This is a genomic window from Herbaspirillum sp. NPDC087042, from assembly GCF_044745245.1.
Taxonomy (GTDB): Bacteria; Pseudomonadota; Gammaproteobacteria; order Burkholderiales; family Burkholderiaceae_D; genus Herbaspirillum.
This window is the reverse complement of record NZ_JBIUZW010000005.1, coordinates 120,747-136,083: the sequence shown is the minus strand read 5'-3', so window position 1 is coordinate 136,083 and position 15,337 is coordinate 120,747. Positions and strand designations below refer to the sequence as shown.

Below are 15,337 nucleotides of genomic sequence, written 5' to 3'. Positions count from 1 at the left end.
CTCTTTTTTTTCGCGCCTCGGCATTAGCGGGCGGCCGGCTTGCCCATGCGTTCCAGCTCCCAGCCGGCGGCCTGGTACTCCAGATAGACGGTCACACCCAGCTTGCGCGCCTGCTCGAAGGCGTCTTGCGCGCCCTTGGCATCGGCCTTGGCCAGTCGCGCCTGGCCGACGAAGAACCAGGCCTCCGTGAGCGCCATGTCCTGGTCGTCGCCCTTCTTGCGCCGTGCCGCCTGCAGGACGTCGTCCTCGTTCAAGGTACCGGCCACCAGGCCGAGCAAGGGGCTGGGCCAGTTGCTGTTGATGCCCACGCCCTTGGCCGCTGCCAGCAACTCGGCGCTGACGGGTTGCCCCAGGCGCCGCGCCGTCAGTCCCTGCCACAACATCGGATAGTGGCGCACCTCGGAATCGGTCTGGCCGGCCGCGACCGACTGGCCGAAATCGGCCAGGGCCTCGTCATACTTGCCCAGGAAGAAGCGCGAGATGCCACGCGACTGCAGCAACGACGCTTCCTCGCCGCCCAGCGCCAGCGCGCGGGTGTAATCGGGGATACTGCGCGCGAATTCGCGAGAATCACGCAACACATGCCCCCGGCATTCCCAGGCACGCGGCACGGCCGGCGCCAGGCGCACGGCCTGTTCGGCATCGGCCAGGCCCAGTGGCGCCTGGTCCATTTCGGCGCGCACTTCGGCGCGCACTTCGGCGCGCCGGCACAAGGCCTCGACCATGTCGCTGCCCTTGAGACGGCCACCGGCGATGGCACGGTCATAGGCTTCCAGCTCCTGCTGCAGACGGCGGCGCAGGGTCTGCGACAGCGATGGTGCGCCCAGATCCAGCCCCAGGAAGCCGCTGCGCTTGATGGCCTCGCGCTCGACAAGCTCCCCTTGCGGGGTCACGCCGTTGAGCTGCTGCAGGCTGGCCGCCAGCATCTCCAGTTCGGACGGCGTGACCGATTCCTTCAGGGTATCGAGCGTCATCTCGGTCTGCAGGACGTTGCCACGGAAGCTGCGATTGATCCCATACTCGAAGAAGGCATTCCTGACATGGCGGATGACAGGATCACGCATCACCGCCACGTTGGCGGGCCAGACGATGCGCATCTTGTAGCGCATGCGATACGGTGCGCGCGTGACCACGGCGGGGAAGCTGCGCTTGATGTTCTGGGGCAGGTCATACACGCCGTTCATGTTGCTGGCGCCGTACTTGACCAGCCAGCCCTCCGGATACTCCTTGGCCGGCTTGGGCAACTTGAAGCGCACCGTCATCGTCACGCGGTTGGCGACCGGATCATCCTCCAGCACCGGCTTGCCGGCCAGGTCGATGCCGGGGTAGCGGCGCTCGTAGCTGGACAGGGCGAACTTGCGCAGTCGCTCTTCGGAAATGCTGCGCGTGTTCACGCGCATGATCTCGGCATCCACGCCCATCCAGGTCCAGTTGGCGCTGAGCGTGGCATCGCTGTCGAAGGCGGGGACTTCCAGTACCTCTTCCAGCGTCATCGTATTGCGCGCCAGTTCATCGGGCCAGTGCATGCGGTCCAGCTGGCGCGTCTCCGGCGCCACCGGCAGGATGGCCGCCCCCTCGATGCCGGTTCCGCTCCTGGCGAGGCTGGCGGACTGGCCCTTCATGGTGGGGTCAAGATAGTAGTCGACGCCGTCCAGGCGCAAGCGCACCAGGATGTGGTCGAAGACGCTCGGACTGGGCAGGTAGCGCGGCACGATCCGGGGACCGGACAGCGAGGTCAGCACCGGTGTGGCCTCCAGGTCCATGGCGCGCAACAGCGTGACCAGCAGATAGGTCTTGTCCTTGCAATCGCCGTAGCGGTCGCGTACGACGTCGGCAGGGGGATGAGGACGGTGCGAGCTTTCGCCGATGGAGACCGAGAAATAGCGGATCTCGTCCTGCACCCACTGCAGCGCCGCCACGGCCCGCTGCTCGGCGGTGGGCAAGCTCTTCCACTGCGCTACGCGTGCCTGCAGTTCGCCAGGCACCGCGGCCGGCGGGAACAGGTCATTGGCCCAGCGCGCCACGTTGTTCCAGTTATCCCAGGTGGAGAACTGCAGGCCGCGATAGGGCATGAAATCCTTGGGGACCCAGCGGTCGACATCTTCCGGCTTGTAGCCGCGTTGCGTGAAGCGCAGCTTGCGCCAGCCGGCGGCTTCGCTGATCTCGGGACGGATCTCGGGGCCGTTGACGTCGCCCACCATCTTCCACTGCACGGGTTCCGCAAGCGGATGGTTCAGGATCACGCGGCGCAGTTCCACCGGCATGTTCCAGTCCCAGCCGGCATCCTGCGCATAAGTGCTGCCGAACACCGGATTGGCGCCATCGATGGAATAGGCATACTGGACCGTGTCGCCCACACGCAGATCGGCCACCAGCAGGACTGCGGCGACGGTGCCGCTGTAGACGCCATTCTCCAGGCCCAGTTCGCGCTGCAGGAAGCGCACCTGTACCCGAGCGGTCTGGTCCAGTACCTCGCGACCGCGCAACACGCGCAGGCTATGCAGATGCAGCTTCTGGTACTGCGGCACGAACTCCAGGCTCACCTGGCCGACGGCCGCCAGCAGGTTGCTGTCGTTGACCTGGATGGCGCGGCTGACGAAATAGGAAGGTGTGCTGCCGGCGCGGAACTGGCTATCCCACAGGCGCAAGACAGCTGGATCGGTGCGGCTGGTGGTGGGGATGTCGGCGCGTTCCACCCAGGCTGGCACCGGATCGCCGCGCGTAAAGGACTCCGCTGCGACCTGGATTTCCCGTACCGGGATCTCGGGCGCGGCGGCCTTGTCGTCTTGCGACTGGGCCAGTACCGCGATGGAGAAACAGCTCAGTACGACAGCCAGTACCGTTCTTGCCGACGTTAAGCGCATTGACATCCCCCTGGATAGAGACTGCGCCCGCGTCCCGCAGGCGCTGTTTATAGGTGTAAGGACATGGATTGTACGCTGCGATCAGTGCCGGCTGTCTTGTACCAAGGGCAGCAGCAGCGCCAGCGTGCGTCCGGTCGCGCCCTGGTGCTGGCGTGCAAAGCGGGTGGCGGCTTGCGCCATCCGGGCCGTGGCGTCGGCATCGGCGATCAGGGACGACCATTGGCGCAGCAGCGTGACGGCATCGTCCACCCGCATGGCCGCACCATCGCGCAGGGCATCTTCGGTGATGACCTGGAAATTGAAGGTATGCGGCCCGATCAGCACCGGCTTGCCCAGCGCAAAGGCTTCGATCAGGTTCTGTCCGCCCAGGGGCAGGAGGCTGCCACCGATGAAGGCGACGTCGCACACGGCATAGTAGGCAAACATCTCACCCATCGAATCACCCAGTACGACATCCACCTCCTCCACGCGGAAATCCTGCTCCAGTTCGGAACGGCGGCGCAGGCGCAAGCCGCGCGCAGCGATCATCTGCGCCACCTCATCGAAGCGTTGCGGATGACGCGGCACGATGATGGTCAACCAGTCGGTCTGGCCCAGCTTGGCCAGCGCATCCAGGATCAGCGGCTCCTCGCCCTCGCGGGTGCTGGCACAGAGCAGGACCTTGCGCGCTCCGATGGCGCGCTTCCACGCCCGGCCGCGCTCGACGACCTCGGCCGGCGGCTGGACGTCGAACTTGAGGCTGCCCGTGACAGCCACCTGCCTGGCCCCGAAGGCCGACAGGCGCTGCGCGTCGGCCTCGGACTGCGCACCGACGACATTGATGGCCTCGGCCGCGGGCCGCAGCAATGCGCCAAAGCGCTGGCCGCGACGCAATGACCGCGCCGACAGGCGCGCATTGGCCAGCATCACCGGCACCTTGTGGCGACGGCATTGCTCGATGAGATTGGGCCAGACCTCGGTTTCCATCAGGATGCACACCGCCGGACGGAAATGGCGCAGGAAACGCGCGCACATCCAGCCGGTGTCATAAGGCAGGAAGCTCTGCAGCACGCGCCCGCCATGCCGCGCAAAGACCTGCGCGCCGGTTTCACGACCGGTGGCAGTCATGCAGGTCAGCAGTACCCGGTGACCGGGATAGGCCTGCAGGAGGGCATCAATGAGCGGCTCAGCCGCACGCGTCTCGCCCACCGACACCGCGTGGACCCATAGCAAAGGAGCCTGCGGTTCGGGCAGGCGCGGATAGAATCCCAGCCGTTCGGCCACATGGGCGCGGTAACCGGGCTCCTGGCGGCCACGACGCCACAGGCGCAACAGCACCAGCGGCATGCCGACCCACCACAATGCGCTATACAACCACCGCATCTCAGACCAGCGGATGGCCGGCCAGGCGCGTGAGGATGGCCAAGGGGCTGGATTGCTGATCGTACTGGCGCTCCGGTGCCAGGTGCAGGGTCTGCTCCATCATGTACTGCCCCGACATGACGGCGTGCGATGCCTGGTCGGAGAAGCAGATCCAGACCGAGCCGGCAGCGAAAGGCATGGTGACCTGCTGGGCGTCCTGCTGGTATTGCATGTCGCCCTTCATGCCGTCATGCAATTGCAGCATCAGATGGTCGTATTCGCTGCGGAAGGTCTTGGTCACGTGCAGCGCCTTGAGCACGCTGGCCTGCCAGCGCACGTAGGGCTTGGCGCGCGGCAGGAAGCGCCGCGCCACGGTTTCGAAGGGCTCGCCCACGCGCCAGACACGCGGCACGCCATCCGGATTGACGTTGGTGAACACGCGCAGGATGCGCTCGCCATAGTTGGGACGGGACGGGAAGGCATCCACATGCATGCGACGGTCATCGGCGCGCCAGGACTGCGCACGTGTCTCGACCTGCATCGGACGGTAGCTGGTGGGTGCCACGCGCAGCGCATCACGGTACTTGGGCAGGAGCGTATGCACCAGCGACAGCGCCTGCTCGCGGAAGCGACCGACCATGGCGGCCAGTGCCAGCTGCTGTTCGGCACCGCCGGCGGCGCCCTTGATGTGCCCACGGGCATCCAGGCTGATATTGCGGACCTTGGGGTCGCGCACGGCCGGGTCGAGCAGCTTGCGCTCGGACTCCAGCAACTGGAAGGCCAGCTGCGGGAAATACAGTACCTTGCCGGCTTCCAGCGCGGCAATCCAGTCCTGGTTGGGATTGTCGACCTGCCATTCGGTCAGGCCGATCTCGATGATTTGCGATTCCATGGCGCGTATTATGCCCGCAAGCGCAGGGGTCGTGTATCTGCCGGAACGTGTAAAGGCCAGCCAGAACGCCCGCCACAAGCACCTGCCAGCAGCTTCCGGTGAGTTTGCGCGCCTCGTTTGATCTGCTTCAACGCATGCCGCTGGCGGGCGTCTGCCTTGTCATTCCAGCAAATCCAGCGCGGCCTTCAAGACCTGGTCTTCGGTCGGCGGGCTGCCCAGGTCACCCAGGTTGATGATGCGGGGCGACCAGTTGCCTTCGGTTTTCCAGCGCGGCGAATCGCAATACAACTCGACGGTCGGCTGGCCATAGGCGGCCGCGATATGGGTCAGCCCGGTATCGAGCCCGATCACCAGACGCGCCTGCTGCACCAGCGCGACCGCCTGCATCAGCGGCAGGGCCGGCAGCACGGTGGCGCCTGGAATGCCGGCGGCCAGCACCTGGGCGGCCTGCTGCTCCCGGCTGCTGCCCCAGGGCAGCAATACCGGCAAGCCGCGCGCGGCCAGGGCCTGCCCCAGCTTGATCCACTGAGCCTGCGGCCATTGCTTGGCGGCGCGCGCGGTGCCATGGAAGAAGACCACATAAGGCTGCTGGGGCATCCACGGCCAGCGTTGCTGCGGCGGCGCCTGCATGGCGAAGTCGGGCGGGCCTTCCAGCTGATAGCCCAGCGCGCAAGCGGCCACCAGGCGTGCGCGCGTCACCGCGTGGGTGTGGCGGTCTACCGGAATGCTCTGGTGATGGAAGATGCGCGAGACCGGCTCGTAACCCGAGCCTTCGGTGGCATTGGCAAGGCCAATACGGCGCCCGTCGCCGGCCAGGCGCGCCATGCGCATGACCACGCTGGTCTTGAGCAGGCCCTGGGTATCGAAGACGACGTCATAGCGCTCGGCGCGCAGTTGCCGCCGGAAAGCGCCGATCTCGGCACGGGTGGTCGCCGAGAACAGGGACTTGCGCCAGCGGCGCAGGGCAATGGGGATGATATTGCGCACCAGCGGGTTCAGGCGGACCAGGCTGGTATAGGCTTCTTCCACCACCCAGTCGATCTGGGCGCCGGGGAAATGGCGATGGATGTCCGCGACCATCGGCATGTTGTGGACGACGTCGCCTAGCGACGAGACGCGGACAATAAGGATTTTCAAGGCTGGCCCACTCTGGCTGAACGTAACTGTGGGCCAGCATCTTACCTCATCGGCGCCTCAGAACGGCAGAGTCACGTCGGGACGGGCGGCCAGGATCACCTTGCGGAACTCGGCCTGGATGCGCGCCAGGGCCTCCGGCGTCTCGGCTTCGAAGCGCAGCACCACCACCGGCGTGGTATTGGAGGAACGTGCCAGGCCGAAGCCGTCGGCGTATTCGACCCGCAGGCCATCGATGGTGATGATGTCCCGGGCGCCCTCGAAGCGGGCGTCGCTTTGCAGCTTGCCGATCAGTGCCACGTTCTCGCCTTCCTGCAGCTGCAATTGCAGTTCCGGGGTGCTGACCGACTGCGGCAGCGCGTTGAGCACGGCCGACGGGTCGTCCTGGCGCGCCATCAGTTCCAGCATGCGCACGCCGGCATAGAGGCCATCGTCGAAGCCGAACCAGCGGTCCTTGAAGAAGATATGACCGCTCATTTCACCGCCCAGCGGGGCGCCGGTCTCGCGCAGCTTGGCCTTGACCAGCGAATGCCCGGTCTTCCACATCAGCGGCTGACCGCCGCGCGCGCTGATCCAGGGCGCCAGATGGCGCGTGCATTTGACGTCGTAGAGGATCTGCTTGCCCGGATTGCGCGTGAGCACGTCCTCGGCAAAGAGCATCAGCTGGCGGTCCGGATAGATGATCTGGCCATCCTTGGTCACCAGGCCCAGGCGGTCGCCATCGCCGTCGAAGGCCAGGCCGAGCTCGTTGTCGGTTTCCTGCAGGCAGTGGATCAGGTCCTGCAGATTTTCCGGGTGGGCCGGATCGGGATGGTGGTTGGGGAAGTTGCCATCGACCTCACAGAACAGCTCGGTCACCTCGCAACCCAGCGCGCGGTAGAGCTCGGCCGCAAAGGCGCCTGCCACACCATTGCCGCAATCCACGGCGATCTTCATCGGACGGGCCAGCTTGACGTCCGAGATCATGCGCTGGAGATAGGCATCCTTGATGTCATGGGTGCTGTAGCCACCGGCGCCCTGCGGGAAGTCGCCCTTGACGATGGCGTGGTACAGCGCCTGGATGGTCTCGCCATGGATGGCCTCGCCGGCCAGCACCATCTTGAAACCGTTGTAGTCCGGCGGATTGTGGCTGCCGGTGACCATGATGCCCGACTGGGTAGCAAGCACATGGGTGCCGAAATACACCATGGGCGTGGCGACCATGCCCAGGTCGATCACATCCACGCCGACGGCCTGCAGGCCACGGGCCAGCTGCGCCGCCAGCTCGGGGCCGGACAGACGGCCGTCGCGACCGATCACGACCGTGGTTTGCCCCTTGGCAAGTGCGGCAGCGCCGAAGGCCTGGCCGATCTGGTAGGCGACCTGGCCGTCCAGGGTCTTGCCGATGATGCCGCGGATGTCGTAGGCCTTGAAGATGGAATGAGCGAGTGCGTTCATGAGAGGCAATAGAAGGTGACGATCAATGAGGGACGCATCTTTTTTTTCTTCTCAACATCATCCAGCGCGGAGACCTGAAGCGGACGATACGAGAATATAACCAAAGATAGGCCACGATAAAGGCAAATGCACAAGCCATCAGCAACCAGGTATTGCGCCAGAACAAGGTCGCCGGCACCACGGCCAGCGACGACAGCAGCCACAGGTAGGGCGATGTCATGGAATTGCCCCGGATCAGCGAGCGCGCATCCTCGCGACCTACGGCCCAGCGCACCAGACGACGGAAGATGAGGCTGTGCAGATGGATGCCGTCGGGCATGCCGGCAGGCATGCCGCGCACGAATACGCGACGATAGGCCGAGAACAGTGTTTCAAATACCGGGTAGATCAGCAGCAGCAAGGCATACCAGGACGACACTGCCGGATTGCGCATGACCAGCAGGATGGAAAGCTCGCCCAGGACGAAGCCTAGGAAATAGGCCCCGCCATCCCCTAGGAAGATCATCCCGGCCGGGAAGTTCCAGATGAAGAAGCCGGCAATGGCACCGGCCACGATGAGCGCCGACACCAAGACGAAGGTGTCATTGACCTGGAAGGCCACATAACCCAGCGACATCAGCATGCAGATCGTCACCACGCCGGCCAGGCCGTTGAAGCCATCGATGATGTTGACCGCGTGCGCCACCCCGGCCACGGCGAGCATGGTCAATGGCAACGCGATCCAGACCGAGGTGATCTGCCAGGTCATGAAGCCCAGATCGATATGGCTGATGCGCGCGTCCATGAGCACGAAGCCCATCAGGGCCGCCACGAAAGTCAGGCCCAGACGGCGGGTCGGACTGACCTTGCGGGTGAAATCCTCGACCAGGCCGCCAGCGAAGGCTACCGACGAACATAGCAGCAACATGCCGATCTGGATGGCCAGATCCCGGGTACGAAAGGAGGAAATACAGCAATTGATGGCGACGGTGGCAAAAATGCAGAGACCGCCGATACGGGGAACCGCATGGACATGCACCTTTTGCACCCCATCCAGGTCTACATCCAGACCCGCTTCATGGACGTGGGCATGTCGAATGACCAACAAAGTGAAAACGGCTGAAATGACAAAACTAATTAAAAAAGAAGACATGTATTGAGTTGCCTACGGGACGGGCTTCCGCCCTTTTTGGGTATAAATGCGCCAGAAAACCTCGAACATGCAACGATATCACCCACCGATTCTCGTGCAGCAGAGTCTGGTGCCGGCATTGTCGCATGCTCAAACACCCAACGTCCTGTTCGACATCAGTATCGAGATAAATTTCTAAAATTCTCTATTTCTCATTTTACGGGATTTAATAAGGCCTCAGGTGGATGGTTTACAATGCGCGGCTATTGGCGCGGAAAACGATCTCAATGACCACCAATACCGAGATAGAGAGATCGACGGCTCGACGTCAGTGTCTTAATCCGCTACCGCATCCGGACGCAGGCATCTGAGCCTCAAGAACTCAGGGCGCGGCTTAGGCACTGACCGCTCTGCGCGACATATCCAATCATTGTGACCATGTGCAGGTCTTTGCCGCCTGAAGACCTTGCACGCAAATTCATCCGCTACTGATGCCCTATTGATACATGAGCGAGCCTACCCCCCTCAGGATTTCCGTCATCACCGTCTGCTACAACAGTGCGGCCACCCTCGGTGCCGCCCTGCAATCGGTGGCCGACCAAAGCTGGCCCCACATCGAACACATCGTCATTGATGGCGCCTCAACCGATGGTACGCTGGAGATCATCGAGCAATTCCGTCCTCACCTGGCCAAGGTCGTCAGCGAACGCGACCACGGTATCTACGACGCGATGAACAAGGGCCTGGCACTGGCCAGCGGGGATATCATCTGCTTCCTCAATGCCGATGACCACTACGCCTGGAACGGCGCGCTGGCCGATGTCGCACAGCAGATGCAGGAGCATCGCCTTGAGGCCTTGCTGGGCGACGTGGCCTTTTTTCACGCCGGCGAACCTGCGCGTACCGTGCGACGCTATCGTTCCAACCGCTTCCATCCGGATCGACTGGCCTGGGGCTGGCAACCAGCCCACCCGGCGCTGTTCCTGCGACGCAACGTCATCGAACGCGTCGGACAGTTCAAGACCAGTTACCGTATCGCCGGCGACTTCGAATTCATCGTGCGCGCCTTCCATGGCGCCAACCTGCGCTATCGCCATCTGCCCAAGGTGTATGTGCGCATGCAGACCGGCGGCGCCAGCACCGATGGCCTCAAGTCCAAGATCCGGCTCAACCGCGAAGTCCTGCGCGCCTGTCGCGAAAATGGATTGCGCACCAACATGCTGAAGATCCTCTCCAAGTATCCACTCAAGCTGCTCGAACTGGTCAGCCATTGAGCCGGCGGCAGAGATCTGCCTCTCCCCCATTCCTTTTCATCCATACAAGAACACCATGATCCTAGTCACCGGCGGCGCCGGCTTCATCGGCAGCAATTTCGTACTGGACTGGCTCGCCACTGGCGACGAGCCCGTCGTCAACCTGGACCTGCTCACCTATGCCGGCAATCCGGCCAACCTGGCCTCGCTCAAGGACGATTCCCGGCATACCTTCGTGCATGGCGATATCGCCAATGCCGACCTGCTGGACAAGCTGCTGGCCCAGCACCAGCCGCGTGCGGTCATCCACTTCGCCGCCGAATCCCACGTGGACCGCAGCATCCATGGCCCGGAAGCCTTCGTGCAAACCAATGTGGTGGGCAGCCTGCGCTTGCTGGAAGCGGTCCGCAAATACTGGAAGGGCATGAATGCGGAGGCTGCCGCTGCGTTCCGCTTCCTGCATGTCTCCACCGATGAGGTCTACGGCTCGCTGGAAAAGGATGCGCCGGCCTTCAGCGAGACCCATCCCTACGAGCCCAACAGCCCCTATTCGGCCAGCAAGGCTGCCAGCGACCATCTGGTGCGTGCCTACCACCACACCTATGGCCTGCCGACGCTGACAACGAACTGTTCCAACAACTACGGCCCTTACCATTTCCCCGAGAAGCTCATCCCGTTGTGCATCCACAATGCGCTTACGGGCAAGCCCCTGCCCATCTACGGCGATGGCCAGCAGATCCGCGACTGGCTTTATGTGAGTGATCACTGCAGCGCGATCCGCCGCGTGCTGGAAGCCGGCACCGTCGGCCAGACCTACAACGTGGGCGGCTGGAACGAGAAGGCCAACCTTGATGTGGTCCGCACGCTGTGCACCGCGCTGGACGAACTGCAACCGCGCGCGGACGGCCAGTCCTATGCGCAGCAGATCACCTTCGTGGCGGACCGTCCCGGCCATGACCGCCGCTATGCCATCGACGCCAGCAAGCTGGAACGCGAACTGGGCTGGCGCCCCGCCGAGACGTTCGAGACCGGCATCGCCAAGACGGTGCGCTGGTACCTCCAACACCAGGCATGGGTCGATAATGTCACCAGTGGCGCCTACCGCGACTGGATCGGCCAACACTACGGAGACTGAACATGACACGAGTACGAAAAGGCATCATTCTTGCCGGTGGCAGCGGCACGCGCCTCTATCCCATGACCAAGTCGGTCTCCAAGCAGCTCATGCCGGTGTACGACAAGCCCATGATCTACTACCCGCTCAGCACCCTGATGCTGGCCGGCATCCGCGACGTGCTGATCATCTCCACGCCCCAGGACACGCCGCGCTTCGAGGACCTGCTGGGCGACGGCAGCCAATGGGGCATGAACCTGCAGTACGCCGTGCAACCCTCACCGGACGGACTGGCCCAGGCCTTCCTGATCGGCAAGGACTTCATCAACGGTGACCCCTGCACCCTGATCCTGGGTGACAACATCTTCTTTGGCAATGAGCTGACCCAGCTGCTCAAGAGCGCACGCGACCGCAGCGAGCGTGCCAGCGTCTTCGCCTATCATGTGCATGACCCGCAACGCTATGGCGTGGTGGAGTTCGACGACCAGCAGCGCGCCCTGAGCATCGAGGAAAAGCCGCTTGAGCCCAAGAGCAACTATGCCGTGACCGGGCTGTACTTCTACGACAAGCAGGTGTGTGATGTCGCCGCGTCCATCCGCCCTTCGGCGCGTGGCGAACTGGAAATCACCGACGTCAACAAGTTCTATCTCGAACACCAGCTGCTGGACGTCGAGATCCTCGGCCGTGGCTACGCCTGGCTCGATACCGGCACCCACAGCAGCATGCTGGATGCGGCCAACTTCGTGGCCTCGGTGCAGCAGCGCCAGGGCCTGATGGTCTGTTGTCCGGAGGAGATTGCGTTCATGAATCGCTGGATCGATCCGGAACATATCCAGAAGCTCGCCGCGCCCCTGGCCAAGACCGACTATGGCCGCTACCTGCTGCGCCTGATCAAGTGAGCCCTTCACCATGACCTCATCTGCCAGCCAGGACTGTTACGTCATCGGCGACCTGCAAGGATGCGATTCGCCCCTGCAACGCCTTCGGCAAAGCCTGCCGGCCGATGACGGCCATGCACTGATCTTCGCCGGCGACCTCATCAACCGCGGCCCCCAATCCCTGCAAACCCTGCGCAGCGTCATGGCCATGGGCGAGCGGGCGCGCACCGTGCTGGGCAACCACGACCTGCACCTGCTGGCAGTGGCCTGCGGCATCCGTCCCGCACACCGCGACGACACGCTCGACGAGATCCTCAACGCCCCCGATCGCGAGGCGCTGATCCACTGGCTGCGGCACCGCCCCCTGGCCATCTTCGAGCAGGGCCACCTGATCGTGCATGCGGGGGTATTACCTCAGTGGGATGTACAGCAGGCGCTGGCGCTGGCGGGCGAAGTCGAGGCCATGCTGCAGAGCGACCAGTGGATAGCCTTCCTGCGCCACATGTATGGCAACCAGCCCGATCGCTGGCACGATGACCTGGCCGGCTATGATCGCCTGCGCTGCGTCATCAACGCCTTCACGCGCCTGCGCTTCTGCCAGGCCGATGGCACCATGGATTTTTCAGTCAAGGAAGGCGCCGATGCGGCGCCGGAAGGATTGATGCCCTGGTTCGAGGTACCAGGTCGCCGCAGCACGGACGTGACCGTGGTCTTCGGTCACTGGTCCACGCTGGGATTGATGATGCGCGATAACCTCATCGCCCTGGACACCGGCTGTGTCTGGGGCGGCAAGCTCAGTGCGGTGCGCTTATCGGATCGGGCGCTGTTCCAGGTGCAGTGTCCGCAGGCACGCCGGCCTGGCTGAGCTGCTCGGCCGTATACCCCAGCCCCCCTGCAATGACTTCCCTGGCCTTGCGTGCCAGGTCGCGTCGATGCGCGCCATCGGTGCTGATCAGCGGTAGCTGCGTCAGCTCGGCGGTCATGCCGCGTGCCTTGAGGATCGTCATGATGCTCTCGGCAATGGACATGTCGCCGATGAAATCGGCCGCGCCATGCAGTTTCCCCTCCCCATCCACGTAGCGCAGCGCATAGGGCTGCACCGGCGCGCGGGCGTCGATGGCGGCTTCGAACAGGTTGGCGTGGAAAGGCAGCAGCGTGCCTTGCGCGGCCGTCGTGCCTTCAGGGAAGAAGGCGACGTGCTCGCCCTTCTCGATGCTTTCCACCAGTCCCTTGAAGATGCGACGCACGTCGCTGGCCTTGCCGCGCGAGATGAAGATGGTGCCGGTCTTGGCGCACAGCCAGCCGATCAGCGGCCAGTGCCGGATCTCCGACTTGGCCACGAAACGGCAAGGCTGCAAGGTGTTGACCACGAAGATATCCAGCCAGCTGACATGGTTGGACACCAGCAGCGAACGCGGGATCGGCAGGGGACTGTCGACCTTCACCTGAATGCCGCAGATACGCAGCAACTTGCGCGACCAGCGCCGGATATGGGCCTCCCGGCCCTTCTCCGAGGTGAACGGGAACAGGAAGGCACAGACCGCCATGCCCTTGAACAAATGCGCAATCAGGCGCAACAGACGGAAAACGAACATGACGTGGCCGGCTCGCTGGCGATGGGCTGAAAACTGATTGACCAAAAATTACGAAAAGTCAAAAACCGCGTCAGCGGAAATCAACGTTCGAAGGCGATGTGTCCCGACACGATGGTGGCCTTGACCACGCCCGGCAGCTCATAACCCAGGAAAGGCGTGTGCTTGCCCTGGCTGGCCAGCGCCGTGCCCTGCACCTTCCACATGGCATTGGGATCGAACAGGCACAGGTCGGCCACGCTGCCCACGGCCAGGTTGCCGGCCTTCAGGCCCGCCACCTTGGCGGCACGGTGGGTGATCTTGGAGACTGCCTTGGAGAGCACTTCCTTGCCCTCGCCTTCGGTTTCCAGTGCCCACTTCAAGGACAGCGACAGCAGCAGTTCCAGGCCGGTCGCGCCAGGTGAGGCTTCGCCGAAGGGCAGCAGCTTCTCGTCGTCATCGACCGGGGTGTGGTCGGAACAGACGGCGTCGATGGTGCCATCGAGCAGCGCCGCGCGGATCGCTTCGCGGTCACGCTGCGAACGCAGCGGCGGGGTCAGGCGGGCGTTGGAATCGAAGTAGCCGATATCCAGGTCGCACAGGTGGATGTGGTGCACGCCCACGTCGCAGGTCACCGGCAGGCCTTCGCTCTTGGCCTGGCGCACCAGTTCGAGTCCGGCCGCCGAGGACATGCGGCACAGGTGTACGCGTGCGCCGGTGGCGCGCATCAGTTCGAACAGGGTGTAGAGCGCAATCGTCTCCGACATCACCGGCACGCCCGACAGACCCAGGCGCGAGGCTGCCGGGCCGCTGTGGGCGATGCCGGTGCGGCCCAGGTGCGGATCCTGCGGGCGCAGCCAGACGGTGTAGTTGAAGGTCTTGGCGTATTGCAGCGCCGACAGCAGCACGGTGGTATCGGTGATCGGCTCTTCGGCCTGCGAAAAGCCGATACAGCCGGCGTCGGTCAGCTCGGCCATTTCGGTCAGGGCCTTGCCCTTCAGGCCGGCGGTGAGCGCGCCCAGCGGGTAGACGTGCGCCTGGTTGAGCGACTTGGCACGGTGCTTCAGCATTTCCACCAGGCCCGGCTCGTCCAGCACCGGATCGGTATCGGGCGGACATACCAGGCTGGTCACGCCACCCTGGATGGCAGCCTGCATCTCGGACTCCAGCGTGGCCTTGTATTCATAGCCGGGCTCGCGCAGGCGCGCCGACAGGTCCACCAGGCCGGGGGCCACCACCAGTCCGGTGGCGTCGATGGTCTTGTTGGCCACGAAGTCAGCCGGTGCCTGGCCGACACCGACGATCTTGCCGGCGGCCACGTACAGATCCTGCTGGGCGTCGATGCCGTTGGCCGGGTCGATCAGGCGGCCGTTCTTGATATGCAGTTTCATCAGTTGAATGTCTTTTTAGCGAGTCGTCTTAATTCTTCAAAATTTCCTGCAAGCCAGGCTTCTTTCTTCCTGCGCGTCCAGCCCTTCAGTTGCTGCTCAGCTGCCAGTGCTTCTTCTCTTGTTCCAAAGCTCTCCGACTTCAACAGCTCGACCGGCAAACGAGTCGACGTGTAGCACGTCATTGCAGCAGATTGATGCTGCGCCATCCGCGTCTCGATATTGTCCGTATGGCCTACGTAGTAGCTTCCATCCGAACAGCGTAAAAGATAAACATAAAACGCCATGTTCACCTCAGCCACTGGTCACGCACACCGTGCGCTGGCTTCGATACGGCCCTGCGGTCCTACTCAG

At 63.7% G+C, this 15,337-nt stretch carries 13 protein-coding genes; 4 read left to right on the top strand and 9 right to left on the bottom strand.

Going from position 1 to position 15,337, the window contains the following annotated elements:
- Positions 1-23 precede the first annotated feature (23 nt).
- The 6 genes from ACIPHN_RS09235 to ACIPHN_RS09210 form a co-directional block, all read right to left on the bottom strand.
- The gene (locus ACIPHN_RS09235; protein ID WP_400435468.1) at positions 24-2,864 is read right to left on the bottom strand and encodes a DUF3857 domain-containing protein; all 2,841 of its coding nucleotides are present in this window, start codon (positions 2,862-2,864) and stop codon (positions 24-26) included.
- Between the two features lie 81 nt (positions 2,865-2,945).
- The gene (gene waaA / locus ACIPHN_RS09230; protein WP_400435465.1) at positions 2,946-4,226 is read right to left on the bottom strand and encodes a lipid IV(A) 3-deoxy-D-manno-octulosonic acid transferase; all 1,281 of its coding nucleotides are present in this window, start codon (positions 4,224-4,226) and stop codon (positions 2,946-2,948) included.
- Between the two features lies 1 nt (position 4,227).
- Complete coding sequence (locus ACIPHN_RS09225; RefSeq protein WP_400435462.1) at positions 4,228-5,097, bottom strand: Kdo hydroxylase family protein; 870 nt, start codon at positions 5,095-5,097, stop codon at positions 4,228-4,230.
- 159 nt (positions 5,098-5,256) lie between these two features.
- On the bottom strand, positions 5,257-6,234 hold the full coding sequence (waaC, locus tag ACIPHN_RS09220; RefSeq protein WP_400435459.1) for a lipopolysaccharide heptosyltransferase I: 978 nt from the start codon (positions 6,232-6,234) through the stop codon (positions 5,257-5,259).
- 57 nt (positions 6,235-6,291) lie between these two features.
- Entirely contained in the window at positions 6,292-7,668 is a 1,377-nt protein-coding gene (locus tag ACIPHN_RS09215) for a phosphomannomutase/phosphoglucomutase (protein WP_400435456.1), read from the bottom strand.
- Between the two features lie 22 nt (positions 7,669-7,690).
- Complete coding sequence (locus ACIPHN_RS09210; RefSeq protein ID WP_400435699.1) at positions 7,691-8,686, bottom strand: glycosyltransferase; 996 nt, start codon at positions 8,684-8,686, stop codon at positions 7,691-7,693.
- A gap of 599 nt (positions 8,687-9,285) precedes the next feature.
- On the opposite strand from ACIPHN_RS09210, the gene ACIPHN_RS09205 reads away from it, so the two are divergent.
- Genes ACIPHN_RS09205 through ACIPHN_RS09190 form a run of 4 tightly spaced genes read left to right on the top strand, consistent with a single transcriptional unit; the run spans position 9,286 to position 12,889 of the window.
- The gene (locus tag ACIPHN_RS09205) at positions 9,286-10,053 is read left to right on the top strand and encodes a glycosyltransferase family 2 protein (protein WP_400435453.1); all 768 of its coding nucleotides are present in this window, start codon (positions 9,286-9,288) and stop codon (positions 10,051-10,053) included.
- Between the two features lie 55 nt (positions 10,054-10,108).
- Positions 10,109-11,167 (top strand): dTDP-glucose 4,6-dehydratase, encoded by a 1,059-nt coding sequence (gene rfbB, locus ACIPHN_RS09200; RefSeq protein ID WP_400435450.1) that lies wholly within the window; start codon positions 10,109-10,111, stop codon positions 11,165-11,167.
- Positions 11,168-11,169: 2 nt separating this feature from the next.
- Complete coding sequence (rfbA, locus tag ACIPHN_RS09195) at positions 11,170-12,045, top strand: glucose-1-phosphate thymidylyltransferase RfbA (RefSeq protein WP_400435447.1); 876 nt, start codon at positions 11,170-11,172, stop codon at positions 12,043-12,045.
- 10 nt (positions 12,046-12,055) lie between these two features.
- Positions 12,056-12,889 carry a symmetrical bis(5'-nucleosyl)-tetraphosphatase gene (locus ACIPHN_RS09190; RefSeq protein ID WP_400435444.1) on the top strand — a complete coding sequence of 278 codons (834 nt, stop codon included), beginning with the start codon at positions 12,056-12,058 and terminating at the stop codon, positions 12,887-12,889.
- Here ACIPHN_RS09190 and ACIPHN_RS09185 read toward each other — a convergent pair.
- The 3 genes from ACIPHN_RS09185 to ACIPHN_RS09175 all read right to left on the bottom strand — a co-directional run bounded on the left by ACIPHN_RS09185 (position 12,819) and on the right by ACIPHN_RS09175 (position 15,270).
- Entirely contained in the window at positions 12,819-13,619 is an 801-nt protein-coding gene (locus ACIPHN_RS09185) for a lysophospholipid acyltransferase family protein (RefSeq protein WP_400435441.1), read from the bottom strand. The two genes, ACIPHN_RS09190 and ACIPHN_RS09185, sit on opposite strands and share 71 nt — an antisense overlap.
- A gap of 80 nt (positions 13,620-13,699) precedes the next feature.
- Positions 13,700-14,986 carry a dihydroorotase gene (locus tag ACIPHN_RS09180; RefSeq protein ID WP_400435439.1) on the bottom strand — a complete coding sequence of 429 codons (1,287 nt, stop codon included), beginning with the start codon at positions 14,984-14,986 and terminating at the stop codon, positions 13,700-13,702.
- Entirely contained in the window at positions 14,986-15,270 is a 285-nt protein-coding gene (locus tag ACIPHN_RS09175) for a GIY-YIG nuclease family protein (RefSeq protein ID WP_400435437.1), read from the bottom strand. The genes ACIPHN_RS09180 and ACIPHN_RS09175 overlap by 1 nt, the downstream gene beginning before the upstream one ends.
- Positions 15,271-15,337: the final 67 nt, after the last annotated feature.